General features: G+C 35.6%; 20 protein-coding genes and 1 rRNA gene. 1 reads left to right on the forward strand and 20 read right to left on the reverse strand.

Annotation, left to right across the window (positions count from 1 at the left end):
- Positions 1-16: 16 nt before the first annotated feature.
- From glmU to metG, 10 genes are all read right to left on the reverse strand, one after another.
- Positions 17-1,372, reverse strand: a complete 1,356-nt coding sequence (gene glmU / locus ACZ2V4_RS04900) for a bifunctional UDP-N-acetylglucosamine diphosphorylase/glucosamine-1-phosphate N-acetyltransferase GlmU (protein ID WP_490514575.1) — start codon at positions 1,370-1,372, stop codon at positions 17-19.
- 183 nt (positions 1,373-1,555) lie between these two features.
- Entirely contained in the window at positions 1,556-1,924 is a 369-nt protein-coding gene (gene spoVG / locus ACZ2V4_RS04905) for a septation regulator SpoVG (protein WP_420496244.1), read from the reverse strand.
- 40 nt (positions 1,925-1,964) lie between these two features.
- The gene (locus tag ACZ2V4_RS04910) at positions 1,965-2,339 is read right to left on the reverse strand and encodes a RidA family protein (RefSeq protein WP_219493355.1); all 375 of its coding nucleotides are present in this window, start codon (positions 2,337-2,339) and stop codon (positions 1,965-1,967) included.
- A gap of 1 nt (position 2,340) precedes the next feature.
- Positions 2,341-3,180: a pur operon repressor gene (gene purR / locus ACZ2V4_RS04915; RefSeq protein WP_219493357.1), complete on the reverse strand. Its 840-nt coding sequence runs from the start codon at positions 3,178-3,180 to the stop codon at positions 2,341-2,343.
- Positions 3,181-3,237: 57 nt separating this feature from the next.
- Entirely contained in the window at positions 3,238-4,089 is an 852-nt protein-coding gene (ispE, locus tag ACZ2V4_RS04920; RefSeq protein WP_413475492.1) for a 4-(cytidine 5'-diphospho)-2-C-methyl-D-erythritol kinase, read from the reverse strand.
- A 122-nt stretch (positions 4,090-4,211) separates the two neighbouring features.
- On the reverse strand, positions 4,212-4,475 hold the full coding sequence (gene veg / locus ACZ2V4_RS04925) for a biofilm formation stimulator Veg (RefSeq protein WP_041636232.1): 264 nt from the start codon (positions 4,473-4,475) through the stop codon (positions 4,212-4,214).
- 98 nt (positions 4,476-4,573) lie between these two features.
- Entirely contained in the window at positions 4,574-5,464 is an 891-nt protein-coding gene (gene rsmA, locus ACZ2V4_RS04930; RefSeq protein ID WP_490514570.1) for a 16S rRNA (adenine(1518)-N(6)/adenine(1519)-N(6))-dimethyltransferase RsmA, read from the reverse strand.
- Positions 5,464-6,009 (reverse strand): ribonuclease M5, encoded by a 546-nt coding sequence (rnmV, locus tag ACZ2V4_RS04935; protein WP_099482732.1) that lies wholly within the window; start codon positions 6,007-6,009, stop codon positions 5,464-5,466. Before rnmV ends, rsmA begins: the two co-directional genes overlap by 1 nt.
- Positions 6,010-6,106: 97 nt before the next feature.
- A complete protein-coding gene (locus tag ACZ2V4_RS04940) occupies positions 6,107-6,883 on the reverse strand; it encodes a TatD family hydrolase (protein ID WP_219493362.1) in 777 nt (258 codons plus the stop codon).
- 14 nt (positions 6,884-6,897) lie between these two features.
- Positions 6,898-8,862: a methionine--tRNA ligase gene (gene metG, locus ACZ2V4_RS04945; protein WP_490514571.1), complete on the reverse strand. Its 1,965-nt coding sequence runs from the start codon at positions 8,860-8,862 to the stop codon at positions 6,898-6,900.
- Positions 8,863-9,158: 296 nt separating this feature from the next.
- Between metG and abrB the strand changes: the two genes are divergently transcribed.
- Positions 9,159-9,446, forward strand: coding sequence for a transition state genes transcriptional regulator AbrB (gene abrB / locus ACZ2V4_RS04950; protein WP_099482735.1), 288 nt, complete (start codon positions 9,159-9,161; stop codon positions 9,444-9,446).
- 40 nt (positions 9,447-9,486) lie between these two features.
- Here abrB and rsmI read toward each other — a convergent pair whose 3' ends face one another.
- The 10 genes from rsmI to rrf form a co-directional block, all read right to left on the reverse strand.
- Entirely contained in the window at positions 9,487-10,323 is an 837-nt protein-coding gene (gene rsmI / locus ACZ2V4_RS04955; protein WP_419895189.1) for a 16S rRNA (cytidine(1402)-2'-O)-methyltransferase, read from the reverse strand.
- Positions 10,320-10,574 (reverse strand): GIY-YIG nuclease family protein, encoded by a 255-nt coding sequence (locus ACZ2V4_RS04960; RefSeq protein ID WP_219493366.1) that lies wholly within the window; start codon positions 10,572-10,574, stop codon positions 10,320-10,322. The genes rsmI and ACZ2V4_RS04960 overlap by 4 nt, the downstream gene beginning before the upstream one ends.
- Entirely contained in the window at positions 10,567-11,295 is a 729-nt protein-coding gene (locus tag ACZ2V4_RS04965; protein WP_420494017.1) for a tRNA1(Val) (adenine(37)-N6)-methyltransferase, read from the reverse strand. Before ACZ2V4_RS04965 ends, ACZ2V4_RS04960 begins: the two co-directional genes overlap by 8 nt.
- Positions 11,296-11,333: 38 nt before the next feature.
- Complete coding sequence (yabA, locus tag ACZ2V4_RS04970; RefSeq protein WP_219493369.1) at positions 11,334-11,669, reverse strand: DNA replication initiation control protein YabA; 336 nt, start codon at positions 11,667-11,669, stop codon at positions 11,334-11,336.
- A gap of 11 nt (positions 11,670-11,680) precedes the next feature.
- On the reverse strand, positions 11,681-12,481 hold the full coding sequence (locus ACZ2V4_RS04975) for a PSP1 domain-containing protein (protein ID WP_219493370.1): 801 nt from the start codon (positions 12,479-12,481) through the stop codon (positions 11,681-11,683).
- Entirely contained in the window at positions 12,478-13,401 is a 924-nt protein-coding gene (locus tag ACZ2V4_RS04980) for a DNA polymerase III delta subunit-related protein (protein ID WP_490514572.1), read from the reverse strand. The genes ACZ2V4_RS04975 and ACZ2V4_RS04980 overlap by 4 nt, the downstream gene beginning before the upstream one ends.
- Positions 13,402-13,448: 47 nt before the next feature.
- Positions 13,449-13,778, reverse strand: coding sequence for a cyclic di-AMP receptor DarA (gene darA, locus ACZ2V4_RS04985; RefSeq protein ID WP_086043577.1), 330 nt, complete (start codon positions 13,776-13,778; stop codon positions 13,449-13,451).
- A 33-nt stretch (positions 13,779-13,811) separates the two neighbouring features.
- Complete coding sequence (gene tmk / locus ACZ2V4_RS04990) at positions 13,812-14,426, reverse strand: dTMP kinase (protein ID WP_219493372.1); 615 nt, start codon at positions 14,424-14,426, stop codon at positions 13,812-13,814.
- Between the two features lie 13 nt (positions 14,427-14,439).
- A complete protein-coding gene (locus ACZ2V4_RS04995) occupies positions 14,440-15,831 on the reverse strand; it encodes an aminotransferase class I/II-fold pyridoxal phosphate-dependent enzyme (protein ID WP_490514573.1) in 1,392 nt (463 codons plus the stop codon).
- 156 nt (positions 15,832-15,987) lie between these two features.
- A 5S ribosomal RNA gene (gene rrf, locus ACZ2V4_RS05000) occupies positions 15,988-16,102 on the reverse strand.
- Positions 16,103-16,241 lie beyond the last annotated feature (139 nt).

The following is a 16,241-nucleotide window of genomic DNA, read 5'->3' on the forward strand; positions in this document are numbered from 1 at the left end:
TTTGAAATATGAATATTTATTTATCATAATAGCCATCTTTAGTTGTCTGACGCGCACGACCTAGTGCCAGACTTTTTTCAGGTACATCATCAGTAATGGTAGAACCTGCTGCGATAAAGGATTCATCGCCAATTGTAACAGGTGCAACTAGATTCGAGTTGCAACCGATAAACGCATCTTTCCCAACAATTGTTTTAAATTTATTTGTACCATCATAATTGACAGTAATGGCTCCACAGCCTATATTCGTTCTAGCACCGATCTGTGCATCTCCTATATAGCTTAGATGTGACACTTTTGCTTCATCATCCAACTTTGCTTTTTTGATCTCTACAAAATTTCCAACCTTTACATCCGTTCCCAAGAGACTTCCCGGTCTTAATTGAGCAAACGGTCCAATTGTCGTAGAGTCACCCACCTCAGATTCAGCGATTACAGAATGCTTTATTGTTACGTTGTCGGCAATCTTACTATCTGAAATAGTACTACCGGAAGTAATGATGACATCATTACCAATTTGCGTGCTTCCCTTTAACATCACATTCGGTTCAATAATTGTGTCGCTACCGATGACTACATCCGATTCTATGTATGTCGTTAATGGATCAATAATGGTTACACCATTCATCATATGTTGTTTGTTAATTCTTAAACGTAGCGTTTGTTCTGCTATTGATAAATTATATCTATCATTAATCCCTAATGTTTCACTAAAATCTTCAGTGACATATGCTTCAACAAGTTCATTTCTTTCACGTAGTAATTTGATTACATCCGGAAGATAGTACTCGCCTTGTGCGTTGTTGTTATCGACTTGTCCAAGCAGTTCGAATAACAATGCGTTATCAAAGCAGAATGTTCCCGAACTCACTTCATTTACTAGTCGCTCTTCTATCGAAGCATCCTTCTCTTCAACAATGCGCTCTACTGCACCATGTGTATCGCGAATAATTCTACCGTAGCCAAATGGTGTATTTGTCTTAGCGGAAAGAATCGTCGCTTTTGCACCTGTTAATTCATGATGCGCAATAAATCCGGCAATTGTTTCTTCAGAGATTAATGGCGTATCTCCACAAATGACAATTGTTGTTCCTTGTTTACCTTCTAAATGTTCTGCAGCCATTTGTACAGCATGCGCAGTACCAAGTTGCTCACTTTGCATACTGAATAATGATTGATCTCGTAAAGCAGCCTTTACATCTTCGGCACCGTATCCCACAATCGTTACGATTTCAGTAACGTCTGCTTTCTTAATATTATCTATGACATGTTTCACCATCGGCTTACCACAGACAGGATGCAACACTTTGTGAAGTTTCGACTTCATTCTCGTCCCTTTACCTGCAGCGAGAATAACAGCTTGTCTTGTCATCATATGTCCTCCATTTTGAGTGATATTATAGTTTATGATAGAGCATCTTTTCTTAAGTACCCAGTCTATAATATTTTAACATATTTTTTATCTATTTAGGGCAATTTCCGGAAGGCATTGAAAGCAAATTTCGAAAGTGCCAACAATCCATTAAAAAAAAAGATAGGCATCTGCCTACCTTTTTTATGCTTTTAAATCTTCTGATAACGTCGTATCTGAATCAGACTCTTCTAATTGTGATGATACTTCACTTGTAGCACTATCAGCGATATCTATAGCACTTGTACTAGGTTCAACCGCTTCTGTTTCATCGTAAACTTTCATAACTGCTTCTTGAATTTCTTGTCGCATTTCGCTGTTAATAGGATGTGCGATATCACGGAATTCTCCATCAGATGTTCGTTTACTTGGCATCGCTACAAAAAGACCATTATTTCCGTCAATCACTCTCAAATCATGTATTACAAACGCTTCATCCAACGTAATGGATGCTAAAGCTTTCATCCTACTATCCGTAACTAACTTCCTCATTCTTACATCTGTGACCTTCATTCTGAATAGCCTCCTAATATAAATGTAAGTTAATGATCGTTTATAGTTTCAGGGCCACCGCTTCAATTTCAACTTTTACGTCTTTTGGTAATCTACTCACTTCAACACAGCTTCTTGCTGGTAAATGGGTATTAAAATATTCACCGTAAACTTCATTAATTAACGGAAAGTCATTCATATCACTAATAAAGATTGTCGTTTTTACCACACTATCCAAATGAGCACCGCTATCTACAAGAACGGCAGATAAGTTGTCCAGCACTTGCTTTGTTTGTTCCTGAACATCTTCACTGACTAATTCACCTTGTAATGTCAAAGGAATTTGACCGCTTGTATAAACCATATTGTTTACAACAACAGCATGACAATATGGCCCGATTGCTTCTGGCGCATTTTTAGAATAAATATTTTTCATGTTAATTTCTCCCTGCTTCAGAAAATTTGTCTAAGCAATTACCTTCTTCAACAGTAAAAGATTGATTATATTCATCTACATTAGATAATTTAACCAAAGAGGTATAGTCCTGAATTAAACGATTCTTAACTTCTTTCGATTCTACTAATACTGTTACCCCTTTTACTGTTGCTTTAAACTCATTCATTAAATTCATGACCCCTGTTATAGAGCCTCCTGCACGCATGAAATCATCAACAACCAAAACTTTCGAACCTTCAGGAAGCGTGCGCTTTGATAATACCATCGTCTCTATCTTTCTCGAAGATCCAGATACATAGTTGATAGAAACCGTAGAACCTTCCGTTACTTTGTTATCTTTTCTTATTACTACAACCGGTAAGTTTAAAATGCTGGCTACTGCATTCGCCAATGAGATTCCTTTTGTCGCTATGGTAACTACTGCATCTATTTCTTCATTCATATACATTGTAGCAATCAGTTTTCCCACTTGCCCAAGCAATCTCGGATTACCCACAACATCTGACATGAATAAATAACCTCCAGGAAGCAGTCTTTCCTCCTCCTGCAACATATTACATAATGTTCTGATCAGTCCTTCGGCTTCATCATAATACATTCTATGTCTGAACGTTACTCCACCACTCGCTCCAGCTGTTGTTGTGATAATTCCAATCTCTTCTTTTTCAAAAGTATCTTTAATAATTTGTACGTCCTCGCTAATTGAAGACTTAGCCTGTCCAAACTTTTCTACAAAGTAGGTTAATGGCACAAGCTCATTTGGATGGCTTAGCAAATAACTCGTCATGTAGACGATACGTTCACTCCTCTTAAATTTCATAAAATCCCTCATTTACGCATGATGTATGTTTAATATACCACAAATGTTCGGTTTTCCCTACCCCAGCATCCTTACCATATATACTTCTTTACAACATCCTTTTAATGCATTGACTACGCTTTTAGCTTGGCGTTCTTTTGCTGCTAATCCATATACAGTAGGTCCACTGCCGCTCATCATAGCAGCATCTGCTCCGGCTTTCATCATCGTTTCTTTAAGCATTTGAATAACAGGATGCATTTCTATCGTTACAGCTTCTAGCCTATTCCCTAAAGCGCGTATCATCTCCAGGTAATCTCCTGCTTCAATGGCACGTCTGCATTTCTCATTTTCAATCTGTTCATGTGCTTGTGATAGATCAAGTGCACTATAAACCTCTTGCGTCGATACACTGATCTCAGGTTTAGCTAAGATTACCCAGCATGAAGGTGGCTTCGGTAAATGTTCAAGTACTTCACCACGGCCTGTACATAGTGTCGTTCTTCCGTATATACAAAATGGAATATCTGACCCAATTTCACTTGACAGTTCTGCTAAAGTTTCAAGTGATAGGTTCAATTCAAACAGTTTGTTCATTCCGCGAAATGTGGCAGCAGCATCACTAGAACCTCCTGCTAGACCTGCCGCTATCGGAATTGTTTTATCGAGCGTAATCGTTACTCCGCATTTTATATTGTAACGCTCTATCATAAGTTCTGCAGCCTTATAAGCTAAGTTTCTATGATCGTTTGGCACGTATCGATGCTCTATTTTGAGTACAATTTTTTTATCTTTTCTCTTCTCAAAAGTCAGTCGATCATATAAGTCTACTGTTGTCATTATCATTTCTACTTCATGATAGCCATCATTTCTTTTATATAGTGTATCTAGTGTCAAATTTATTTTAGCTGGTGCATTCTCATAAATCATATCTCGTCCTCGCTCAATTAATTAATACAGTTATTTTATCACAATTCGATTTCTAAATTGTAGATTGATAAAGAAAATAAAAAATAAAGCATATTCTCTACGTAGAGAATATGCTTCACTAATTATTGTACAAGAAATTCTTCTTGTTGATCATTTACAAATGTAACTTGCACGTTTTCTGTTAAAACGTCCGTGTATGTATAAGACACACGCTCAAAATTATGTTGCTCCTGGTCTAGTTCGACCACGAAAACTGATGGATAAGTTTCTTTAAGCACACCACGACGCTCAATTAACTTTTTACGTCCTCCATTAGCTCTTAATACAATTCGATTACCCAACTGACAGTCAAGAATTTTTTTGATGTCTACTAATGTTTTTGGCATAATGACCCACCTCGCTATGCCCTTCATTTTAGCATTATAATGAAAAATAGTCAATAAAATTTTTAATTTTAACAATTTTATTTTCTGTTGTCAATGTTTTAAATCACCAACTCTGGATACTTTTTCATATTATTTGAAAGTTGTGCATAATCATTTAAATTAAGGCTCTCTCCACGACGTGAAGGTGCTACGCCACTTGCCTCAAGCCATTCAATAATACGTTCTTTGTGCTCCTTACTATCTTGTATCAAGCTCATATAGTTATTTAAGATTGTCTTCCTGCGCTGGACGAAAGCACCTCTAGTTAACTTAAAGAACAACGTTTCGTCTTCAACATCTACACGAGGGCTCTCTAATGTTGTCAGCTTAACTACGAGAGAGTCTACATTCGGCGGGGGCATAAAGACACCTTTAGGAACAACCATAATACGTTTCACATCCGTATAGTACTGCACTGCAATGGATAATGAACCATACGCTTTTGTTGAAGGGATTGCAGACAAACGCTCTCCTACTTCTTTTTGCATCATCACCACGTAACTGTTAATATTCAAGTTTTTTTCCAGTAAGCCCATTAATATCGGCGTTGTAATATAATAAGGTAAATTGGCCACAACGAAAATTTCATCGCAATGATGTAGATACGTTTCTATAGCAGAAGCTACATCTGCTTTTAATATATCCTCGTTGATTACAGTTACATTATCATAAGGACTTAACGTTTCTCCTAGTATCGGTATAAGTCGCTGGTCTATTTCAAATGCTAAGACTTGTTTCGCGTGTTTTGCTAATTGTTCAGTTAAACTCCCCATTCCAGGACCAATTTCAATCACACCTGACGTCTTATCTATACCTGCAGCCTCAATTATATTTCTGATGACATTTGTATCCACAAGAAAATTCTGGCCAAGACTTTTCTTAAACTTAAACCCGTATTGATCTAATAACTGTTTCGTTCTTGTTGGTGTTGCAATATCGTTATATTCCATTATTCCTCTCCTTTATCATATAGTGCTTGCTTTACATCCTGCTCAGTTATACCGAAAGCATTGAGTCTATGAAATAATTGCTTTCCATTACAATAACCGATTCTTAAGTACTTGCATACTTGCTTCCTTTTTTCCTTCGCATAAGGACCGATAATTAAGCCGTTATCTACTAAAAACGCTTTACTTACCGTTTCAGAAGTATAATCAAACGGCGTTGATACATGCATTAATGCATCTTGAATTGCTTCAATGGGTGCATGTTCGATACCAATCTTACCACGTTTACTTACAGCAATATCAGCATCAATAAACGCATGCTTTACTGCAGGTACATGACTTTCAATCGTCTTCCTGATTTTATTTCCTGGGTAATCAGGATCTGTAAGTACAATAACACCTCTCACTTCGGCTGCATGTCTAATCGCTTCAATGGTCTCTTCGTTAATAGCAGAACCATTCGTTTCAAGCGTATCACATTCTACTGCAAGCTTTACACGTGTTGTATCATCTTTACCTTCCACTACAATAATTTCGTTAATTTTCATATATATCTATCCTTTACTTTTATACAACTAAATATTATACGTTATATATATATAAAAGACCACGTGAGTAATACGTGGTCTTTATCGCTAAAGTTATTTAATCCCTATTTGCCATTTTAAATAATCTCTCAGCGTTAGCTGTTGTTTGTAGTGCCACCTCTTCTAATGTGATACCGCGTAGTTCCGCAATCTCTTCTGCCACCAACTTTACGTGCATCGGTTCATTACGCTTTCCACGATAAGGATGCGGTGTTAAATACGGCGCATCTGTTTCAACAAGTAGTTTATCGAGTGGTACATGCTTCGCAACTTCTTTAGGCTGTTTGGCATTTTTAAACGTTACAGGTCCCCCTAAAGAAATAACAAAGTTTAGTTTTAATACTTCATCGCAAGTTTCTGGGCTGCCACTGAAGCTATGCATTACGCCGCCAACTTCTTGGGCATTTTCTGATTTCAATATTTCAATTACATCATGAGTTGCTTCACGATTATGAATAACAATTGGAAGTTTCACTTCTTTTGCAAGTTGAATTTGTCGCTTAAATACTTCTTTTTGTATATCTTTTGGAGACTTATCCCAGTGATAATCAAGACCCATTTCACCAATCGCAACAATTTTAGGATGTTTTGAAAGTTCTTTTATCCATTCGTAATACTCATCAGTGAAATCGATAGCATCAACTGGATGCCACCCAATAACACCGTATACGAAATCATAATCCTCTATTAATTTCATTGTCCGTTTAATCGTTTTTTCATCAAATCCCACGACAATCATACGGTCTATTCCATTTTTACGTGCTCTATCAATAACTTCCTGTAAATCTTCATCATATTGGTCTGCGTTTAAATGTACATGTGTATCGATTAACACAAAATCACTCCTATTTATTTAACGATAGAACCATTTTCAATCGTGCTTGGTAAGCTTACAAGTGTTAATTGTCCATCTTTCTCAGCAGAAAGAATCATACCTTCTGATTTCTCACCACGTAGTTCTACCGCCTTTAGATTTGTAACGACTACTACTTTTTTGCCAATGATATCCTCTGGATTATAGAATTCTGCAATACCTGATACAATTTGGCGTTTTTCATTACCTAAGTCTACTTGAATTTTCAGCAGTTTCTTAGCCTTCTTCACGTAATCTGCATCAATAATTGTTGCTGCCTTTAATTCTATTTTATCGAATACATCAATTGTGATTTCACTTTTATCTTCAGCTTCATTTTTCTCAGATACAGGTGGTTGCATTGTACCTTTAATAAATTCCACTTCTGCTTCTACATCTAATCTCGGAAAAATCGGTGTCGCTTTTTCCACTACTTTAAGTTCCGTAATATGTCCATAAGTGTTTAAACTATCAAATTCATAAAGTACATTGTCTTTTAAATTTAACTGTTCAAAGATTTTATACGGTGCTTCTGTTAAGAATGGACGTAACAATACCGCTGCAAAGCGAATATTCTCAACAAGATGATACATTACGCTCTCTAAGAGTTCTTTTTGGGACGTATCTTTAATAAGAATCCACGGTGTTGTTTCATCAATATATTTATTAGTACGTGAAATTAATTTCCATACTTCTTGTAAAGCAACTGAATACTGCATATTTTCCATCGCATTATCATAAGCTTTCTTAGTTGCTACTGCTAGATCTTCAATTTCTGCATCAACTGTATGCATTTGCCCTTTGTATCCGGTAAGGTTACCGTCAAAATATTTGTTAATCATGGCTATCGTACGGTTTACCAGATTACCGAGATCGTTGGCTAAATCAAAGTTTGTACGATCTACGAAAGCTTCCGGAGTAAATACACCATCTGATCCAAATGGCAGCTCTCTCATTAAATAATAACGAACGGCATCTAGGCCATAACGATCGATTAATATATGAGGATCCACGACATTTCCTTTAGATTTACTCATCTTGCCATCCTTCATAAGAATCCAGCCATGAGCAAAAATTTTCTTAGGAAGAGGTAAATCTAACGCCATTAATAACGCTGGCCAGATAATTGTATGGAAACGCACAATTTCTTTTGCCATAATATGTACATCAGCAGGCCAGTACTTATTAAATTCTGTCTCATCTTCAGATAAATATCCAAGTGCCGAGATATAATTCGTTAACGCATCTATCCAGACGTAAACAACATGCTTCGGATTAGATGGAACTTTAATTCCCCAATCAAATGAAGTTCGTGATACTGCTAAGTCTTCAAGACCTGGTTTAATGAAATTATTCAGCATTTCATTTTTACGTGAAACAGGCTGGATGAAGTCTGGATGTGCATCATAGTATTCAATTAAACGATCTGTATATTTACTCAACTTAAAGAAATAACTTTCCTCCTTGACAAGTTGCACCGGATGCCCAGAATCTGGACTCTTACCCCCAACAATTTTTTCTCCTTCATAAATAGGATCTACAAGTTGCGTTTCAGTATAGAACGTCTCATCAGGTACAGAGTACCAACCTTCATAGTCGCCTAGATAAATATCCCCTTGCTCCAATAATCTCTCAAATACTTTTTCTACCACAACTTTATGTCTATCTTCTGTCGTTCTAATGAAGTCATCATTAGAGATATCTAATTTTTTCCATAGTGCTTGAATATCTGCGATGATTTCATCTAAATATTCAATTTCAGATTTACCAGCAGCTTGAGCTTTTTCTTGAATCTTTTGACCATGTTCATCTGTACCCGTTAAGTATTTAACATCATAGCCTTGCATTCTTTTATAGCGTGCAATTGCATCTCCAGCTACCGTTGAATATGCATGTCCTATATGTAACTTCCCACTTGGATAATAAATAGGGGTCGTAACGTAAAAAGTATTGTTCGTCATATGAAATCCTCCTCGTCTTTACTTATTAAATATACATAAAATAAAGGTTTTTTTCAATATTACTAATACTTACAATTCGACATGTTTTAAAAAAACATACAAATAATAAACATCAAATAATATTAACTATAATTAACAAACATTACTATTTCATTACAAATTATATATATAACCTTATTCCATTGACTTTGTAAAAAAAAGGTAGTACACTCTAATTAAGACAAATGTCGAACAATTTAATTCGAGTGTCGAATTTACTGATATTATCAAATATACAATTATATGGAGGAAATAAAATGAAATCTACAGGTATTGTAAGAAAAGTTGATGAATTAGGACGTGTTGTTATTCCGATCGAATTACGACGTATTTTAGATATTGCTGAGAAAGATGCTTTAGAAATTTATACAGACGCCGATAAAATTATTTTAAAGAAATATAAACCTAGCATGACTTGTGCCGTGACAGGCGATGTTTCTGAAGATAACTATCTATTAGCTGGCGGTAAACTTGTGTTAAGTAAAGAAGGTATTGCACAATTACTTAAAGAAATAGAAGAAAAAGAAGCGCAAGAAGAAAAATAAATACTATATCCATTAAAAAAGGTGCCGCAGGGCACCTTTTTTAATGTTCAATATGATAAATTTCATATACTTCATTCTTCTTTATATCTCTATCGACTGCGACTTGTTTGATTGCCTCTTTAGATCGCATACCTGTTTCAATATAATGTATCACATGCTCATATACCGTAAGCTCTGCCCACCAATGTACTTTATCCGCTTCGCTTACTGCATCGATTATGATTACAAATTCACCCTTCAAGTTGATTTCATTGTCTAACTTGTTATAGATTTCTTTGACATTAGCTGTTTCTACTTGTTCGAATTTCTTAGTTAATTCTCTTGCAATAGATACTTTTCTTGTTGCATCAATTTCCATTATTGTTTCAATCGTGTGTTTCACACGAAATGGTGATTCGTATATAATCGCCGTATGAGGGAGTTCCATTAAAGTTTGTAACCTCTTTTTCTTCTCCTTATCTTTACGTGGCAAAAAACCATCAAAAATAAATGAATATGAAGCAATGCCACTTGTCATAAGTGCTGAGAGTGCAGCATTTGGACCAGGTATTGTTTCTATTCTAATTCCTTTATCACGACATTCTACTACGAGTTCATAACCTGGGTCACTAATTAGTGGTAACCCTGCATCTGATACAAGTGCGATATGATTGCCGGATACCAATGTTTCAATCAGCTGATCGGTGACTTTATTTTTATTATGTTCATGGTAACTCTTCAGAGGCGTATCAATATTATAATGCATCGTCAAAGTTCTTGTGACACGCGTGTCTTCACAGTAAATACAATCTACTTCTTTTAATATTCTAACCGCTCGAAATGTAATATCCTCTAGATTTCCTATTGGTGTACCTACTAAGTATAATACCCCGGTCATGCTAAGTCTCCTTTTATGAGCTTAAGTTTCTGAGCTCTTGTCATTTGTTTTATCGCATATTCTCTTTGCATAGCTTCTCGTTTTGAATCAAAGCTTTCCTCATATACGCGTTCAACAGGTAACCTTACCCTTGTATATTTCGCACCTTTTCCGCTACTATGTACAGCTAACCTTCTATCTAAATGTGTTGTATATCCTGTGTAAAGGGAATCATCTGCGCATTTCAGAATATAGATATAGTGTTTATCCATAATAAACGCCATTCATCTCTGAACTATAAGTTCCGTCATCGTTATATATATAAAATGGCGGTTGTAATTTCAAATCTGGTTTACCACCTTTAATCCCCTCAACAATAACAGTAATCGCTTGAGTTTTAGATTTTTTGGAGTAAATAGGAATGAGTCGCTTCGGTTCAATGCCTCCGGTTCTCATATCCACAATAACATCTGCTAATCGATCTGCACGTTGAACAATCACCATCTTGCCACCTTGCTTAAGTAGGTGGTTTGCAGCACGTACACAATCCATGAATGTACACATTACTTCATGACGTGCAATACGATGCGCTTCCTTTAAATGTTGATAAGATTGATTCTCCCTGAAATAAGGTGGGTTGCATGTAACGACATCAAATTGACTTGGTAAGAATGTACTACCAACATCTTTGAGATCCATATGATGCATTTTTATTTGAGATATCAAATCATTATACTGGATTGTACGTACTGCCATATCAACTAATGCATCTTGAATCTCTATCGCTTCTATAGTCATTGTTGTACGAGACGACAAGAGTAAAGGTATAACCCCATTACCCGAACAGAGATCAATTATTTGATCCTTCGCACGTAATTGTGTGAAATGGGCTAGCAATAACGCATCTGTTGAGAACGAAAATACATCATCATTTTGAATGATAGATAGATTTTCTTTCAAAAGCTGATCGAATCGTTCATTTTCTTTTAACATTTTTCCCTCCCTAATAAAAAAAGGCCCTTCGCCCTCTTTTATTTGTGATCAGATAATAAATTTAAGCAGAAAATACAGCCTTCGCCCCCACGGTGTTTTCCGAATAAGTCTGTGGGGCATATATGAAAACCCTCTGCGTAAAGCATTGCAAGATTGTCTTTACTTTGCAGTACTTTATGTTTCTTTGGTACTTTCGCCTCTTCTTGTTTTGGTTCATGTATAAACATCTGTAAGTTATCGTTTTCTAAATTTAACGTGACATTTTCCTCAATGAGTTCTACAACCATTGTTTTTAAGTGATCATAGCTTTCATTAATTTGATTAATGTCTTTTTCAAGTTGCGAAAGTCTCATCAACATTTCGTCTCGATTCAATTCTAGCCCCCCTAAACTTCTACTTCGTCAATATGGAATTCAATTGGTGCTTCAATTTCCGGTACTTTTATCTGCATTGTAACATCTAAGATATTAAGTCCGATAACTTTTCCTTTACCATGCGGTGTATCAATAATTGCACCGATATCCGGTAGTTTATTTCTTGTTTCTTCATAATAATCATTTTCATATTTTAGACAGCACATCAACCGCCCACATGCGCCTGAAATTTTCGTGGGATTTAATGACAAATTTTGATCTTTCGCCATCTTAATAGATACAGGCTCAAAGTCTCCAAGATACGTTGCACAACATAGACTTCTACCACAAGGTCCTATGCCACCCAAAATCTTTGCCTCATCTCTAACACCAATTTGTCTAAGCTCTATACGTGTTTTCAAATCATATGCTAAACTTTTTACAAGTTCTCTAAAGTCCACACGTTCGCTTGCAGTAAAATTAAATATAATCTTCCCTTTATCTAATGTGTAAGCTGCATTGACGAGGCGCATATCGAGTTCATGATTTTTAACGTGTTTTTTACATATTTCAAGTGCAATATCCGCATCTACCATGTTCTGTTCATACTTTATAAGATCTTCTTCAGTCGCTCTTCTATGAATAACCGCAACTGGCATTACAACTTCATCTTCATTAATTTCCTTATTAGGTATTACGACGCGTGCTAATTCCATACCACGTTTCTTATGATTGATTACGACATACTCATTCTTATTAAATTGTTCATGCCCTGGACTATAATATTCTGTACGCCCAGCTCTGTGAAACTTGACACCTATAATTTCTATCATGCTCTAACCTCACCTACAATTTTTATTGCCATCTGCTCAAACACTAATGTTGCATTTACATATTGTAATAATTTTTGCTTTGCATTAAGCGCTGCTTCTATCATATTAATTGATTGTTGAATCGTAATTTTTTGACTGATACGTTGTATGGCAACTTCATAATCAGGATAGCTTCTTACTGACTGTTCATTCAGTTGAAGATATAGTATGTCCTGCAGAAATAATTGCACCATATCCAATGCAATTTGTTGATATACGCGTTCTGAGATGTGTGATTGTAATTGTGAAACTTGAATAAGCCCCATCATATCCCCATTTAATAATGTCTGTAGCCAAGTTACAACCTGGCTTCGAACTTCCCCAAAATTTTTCTCTGTATACCAAGAAATTGCCTCGTCCTCACTCATCATTAATTTGGATAATGTCATTAGTAAAGGCGTAGGGACTTGCCCACTTAACGTTAATGAGATATCCTGTCTGTTCTGTACTGAAATATGCTGGCATCGCGAATGAATTGTTGGCAATATTTCATTTGGTGCACTTGTTAACAATAATGCAATTGTATTCCCTGGTGGCTCTTCCAGGAATTTAAGAATGCTGTTCTCCCCTTGTGTTGTCACTTTGTCAAAATCAACGATAATATATACTTTATATGATCCTTCAATCGGCTTTTGGTTCATTTTATGAAGTACTTCTTCAATCATCTCTTTTTTTATCGTAGCTTCATCAGTTTCCATAATAATAAAATCCGAATGATTATGGGCAGCTATTCTAGAATGACAAACTTCATCATCGCCACAAATAATTGCTGAAGCGAAAATGATTGCTTCTTCTTTTAATGCCTGCATATTAGAACCTTCAAACAAATATGCATGACTGAGCTTATCATTTTTTATTGCTTGCATTAATTGTTGTTGCATCTTAAACTCCTTTAAATATATTGAAAAAGCCGCTTAGCGCAGCTTAATTAAAACTGATGAAATTGTTCAATCGGCATAACAAATACAGTTGCTCCACCAACTTCTACTTCGACTGGGAAAGGAATATATGCATCGGCGTTTCCACCCATTGGCGTAACTGGCGTAATCGTCTGCTCTCTATTTCTGCATTTCATATTGATAAGATTCAATAATTCATCAACACGTTCATCTTCTACACCACATAAGAATGTCGTATTCCCTGCACGCAGAAAACCACCTGTTGATGCTAATTTAGTAGTTCTAAAGTTATGCTTAGTTAGTTCATCAGATAACGTCTGGCTATCTTGGTCCTGTACGATTGCTATTACCATTTTCATATTAAACACCTCTTTATTAAATTATATCATAAATTAATTCAATAACTGATTAATCCATTTCATACTTTCTGATACCACTTGCTCCGGTGACTGTTCAGCATCAATAATACGAATACGATCGGGATACTGTGCGGCTAATATATCATATCCTTCAACTACTTGTTCATGAAAATCAATCGCTTCTTTATCTAGACGATTTGTTTCACGTGAATTATCTTTAATACGATTTAAACCGATTTCTGCACTTACTTTAAGATACAATGTTAAATCTGGATATTTACCTTCAATCGCAAATTCATTAATAGAGCGAATTTCATCCATTCCAATCCCTCTAGCATAGCCTTGATATGCTAATGAACTATCTATAAAACGATCACAAATTACAATTTCCCCTTTTTGAATTGCTGGCAACACCTTTTCAACAAGATGTTGCCGTCTGCTTGCAGCAAATAATAATGCTTCCGTACGATAATCCATTACATTCGCTTCATCTAGCAATATCTTTCGAATGTCCTCACTAATTTTTATACCTCCAGGTTCTCTTGTGCAAACCACATCAAAGCGCGCTATTAATTGATCAGCGATCGCTTTGATTACCGTTGTTTTTCCAGAACCTTCTGGCCCTTCGATTGTTATAAAATAAGACATAATCTTCTCCTAACTATTGATAAACTAAAATATTTCCTTCTTTAATGCCGTGTACCTTTCCACCATTAGATATATACTGTGCTAAGCCCTCAATCGCAGCTTTTTTAATCTCTTCTCCTTGCATAATTAAAGGTATCCCTGGTGGATATGGCACGATTGGCTGAACTGAAAAATACCCTTCACTTTCACTTATAGGAATCCATTTTTTTAAATCAGATTGCGTTCGATAATTAATAACACCATCTGAACTATTTTTGTTTAATAAAATATCATTTTCTTTTATGATAATATCCTTTAAAGCAACATGTTCAATCTTTAATTGTTTTATTCTTTCCAATAACGTTTTAAATGGATATCTATCCCCATTATGCCATAAAGGGAGGATAATCAGTGAAAATTTTCCGTTGCTTAACTCCGTGTATATATGATGCTGTGCTAATAATTCAGCAATTTGAAACCCTGAGAATTCTTGATGGGTTATCATTAATTTTAAAGGATCACTAGGAGTAATCACCTGAAATCCCTTTTTTCTAAACGTATCAATCAATTCTTGACGCCTATGGAAAAACAGCATCTCATCATAATCCAAGTAGAATTGATGCGCGTGCTCTAATCCTAACATTAACATATAAGATGGACTAGAAGATTGAAGTATCGAACACATACGCCACACATCTTCAATATATAGGTTATCTTTTCTAATATGCATCACTGAACTCATCGTAAAGGCTGGTAATGTTTTGTGATATGACTGCACAATGATATCTGCGCCATAGTTAATAGATGAACTTGGAAAAGAAGTAGAAATATCAAAATGTGCACCGTGAGCTTCATCTATTATAGTAACAATATTTCTTGATCGAAAAAATTCTATAATTTTTTTTATATGATATGTTTCTCCAAAATAGTTAGGATAAGTTAATACAACTACTTCTACATTTTTTAGAATATCATGATTAACTTGATCTAAGTCTACACCTGAATATTCATTTGTAGCCTCAGAAATTTTTGTAGGAAGTATATAAGTATTTGCTTTCGCTATATTGATAGCATTAATTATAGATTTATGTGCATTCCTCATAATCGCAATACGATACCCATCTACATGCTGAGATTTATGTAAGAATCCTAATATTGCTGACAAAATACCACTCGTTGTACCTCCAACTAAGTATTTAGATTCGTATAATTGATTTCTCGTTAATTTCTTTTCACTTTCAAGAATTATCGATTCAGGATGATGATAATCATCCATCCCTTCTATCTCCGTCACATCATATTTAAATTGGACTTCACTCAGATGACCAATCGTATTATAATGATGACCCGGTACATGCAATGAAATAGGCTCCAAATTTTCAAAGTGCGTTTTCATTTGATTCAATATAGGAGTATTCAAGTTCATCATCCCTCTTTTGGTTATCTCTATCTATACTATTATATCTCACAATAAAATTGACTTCGAATATAAAGAAGCAAATAATTTCACTTAAATTAAGACATAAAAAAAAGAGACCTAACAGGTCCCCAATGTGCGGCTCATCGCATCCATTTATGTATTGCCCGGCAACGTCCTACTCTCGCGGATCGTAAGACCAACTACCATCGGCGCTAGAGAGCTTAACTTCTGTGTTCGGTATGGGAACAGGTGTGACCTCTCTGCCATCGTCACCAGACAAATGAAAGAATAAATAGTTTATACTTTCAAAACTAGATAAAGTAAGTAAGATATATTAGATTCTACCCGGCAATCCCGAATAAAAAATCTATAAAATTGATTAAGTCTTCGATCGATTAGTATTCGTCAGCTCCATA

The sequence above is a fragment of the Macrococcus sp. CoH-51_TC_04 genome (assembly GCF_058188655.1).

Excerpts from the sequence above, each read along its gene's own strand:
- glmU (WP_490514575.1), bottom strand. The coding sequence starts at position 1,372 with ATGACAAGACAAGCTGTTATTCTCGCTGCAGGTAAAGGGACGAGAATG.
- spoVG (WP_420496244.1), bottom strand. The coding sequence starts at position 1,924 with ATGAAGGTCACAGATGTAAGAATGAGGAAGTTAGTTACGGATAGTAGG.
- ACZ2V4_RS04910 (WP_219493355.1), bottom strand. The coding sequence starts at position 2,339 with ATGAAAAATATTTATTCTAAAAATGCGCCAGAAGCAATCGGGCCATAT.
- purR (WP_219493357.1), bottom strand. The coding sequence starts at position 3,180 with ATGAAATTTAAGAGGAGTGAACGTATCGTCTACATGACGAGTTATTTG.
- ispE (WP_413475492.1), bottom strand. The coding sequence starts at position 4,089 with ATGATTTATGAGAATGCACCAGCTAAAATAAATTTGACACTAGATACA.
- veg (WP_041636232.1), bottom strand. The coding sequence starts at position 4,475 with ATGCCAAAAACATTAGTAGACATCAAAAAAATTCTTGACTGTCAGTTG.
- rsmA (WP_490514570.1), bottom strand. The coding sequence starts at position 5,464 with ATGGAATATAACGATATTGCAACACCAACAAGAACGAAACAGTTATTA.
- rnmV (WP_099482732.1), bottom strand. The coding sequence starts at position 6,009 with ATGAAAATTAACGAAATTATTGTAGTGGAAGGTAAAGATGATACAACA.
- metG (WP_490514571.1), bottom strand. The coding sequence starts at position 8,862 with ATGACGAACAATACTTTTTACGTTACGACCCCTATTTATTATCCAAGT.
- abrB (WP_099482735.1), top strand. The coding sequence starts at position 9,159 with ATGAAATCTACAGGTATTGTAAGAAAAGTTGATGAATTAGGACGTGTT.
- rsmI (WP_419895189.1), bottom strand. The coding sequence starts at position 10,323 with ATGACCGGGGTATTATACTTAGTAGGTACACCAATAGGAAATCTAGAG.
- ACZ2V4_RS04960 (WP_219493366.1), bottom strand. The coding sequence starts at position 10,574 with ATGGATAAACACTATATCTATATTCTGAAATGCGCAGATGATTCCCTT.
- ACZ2V4_RS04965 (WP_420494017.1), bottom strand. The coding sequence starts at position 11,295 with ATGTTAAAAGAAAATGAACGATTCGATCAGCTTTTGAAAGAAAATCTA.
- ACZ2V4_RS04975 (WP_219493370.1), bottom strand. The coding sequence starts at position 12,481 with ATGATAGAAATTATAGGTGTCAAGTTTCACAGAGCTGGGCGTACAGAA.
- ACZ2V4_RS04980 (WP_490514572.1), bottom strand. The coding sequence starts at position 13,401 with ATGCAACAACAATTAATGCAAGCAATAAAAAATGATAAGCTCAGTCAT.
- darA (WP_086043577.1), bottom strand. The coding sequence starts at position 13,778 with ATGAAAATGGTAATAGCAATCGTACAGGACCAAGATAGCCAGACGTTA.
- tmk (WP_219493372.1), bottom strand. The coding sequence starts at position 14,426 with ATGTCTTATTTTATAACAATCGAAGGGCCAGAAGGTTCTGGAAAAACA.
- ACZ2V4_RS04995 (WP_490514573.1), bottom strand. The coding sequence starts at position 15,831 with ATGAACTTGAATACTCCTATATTGAATCAAATGAAAACGCACTTTGAA.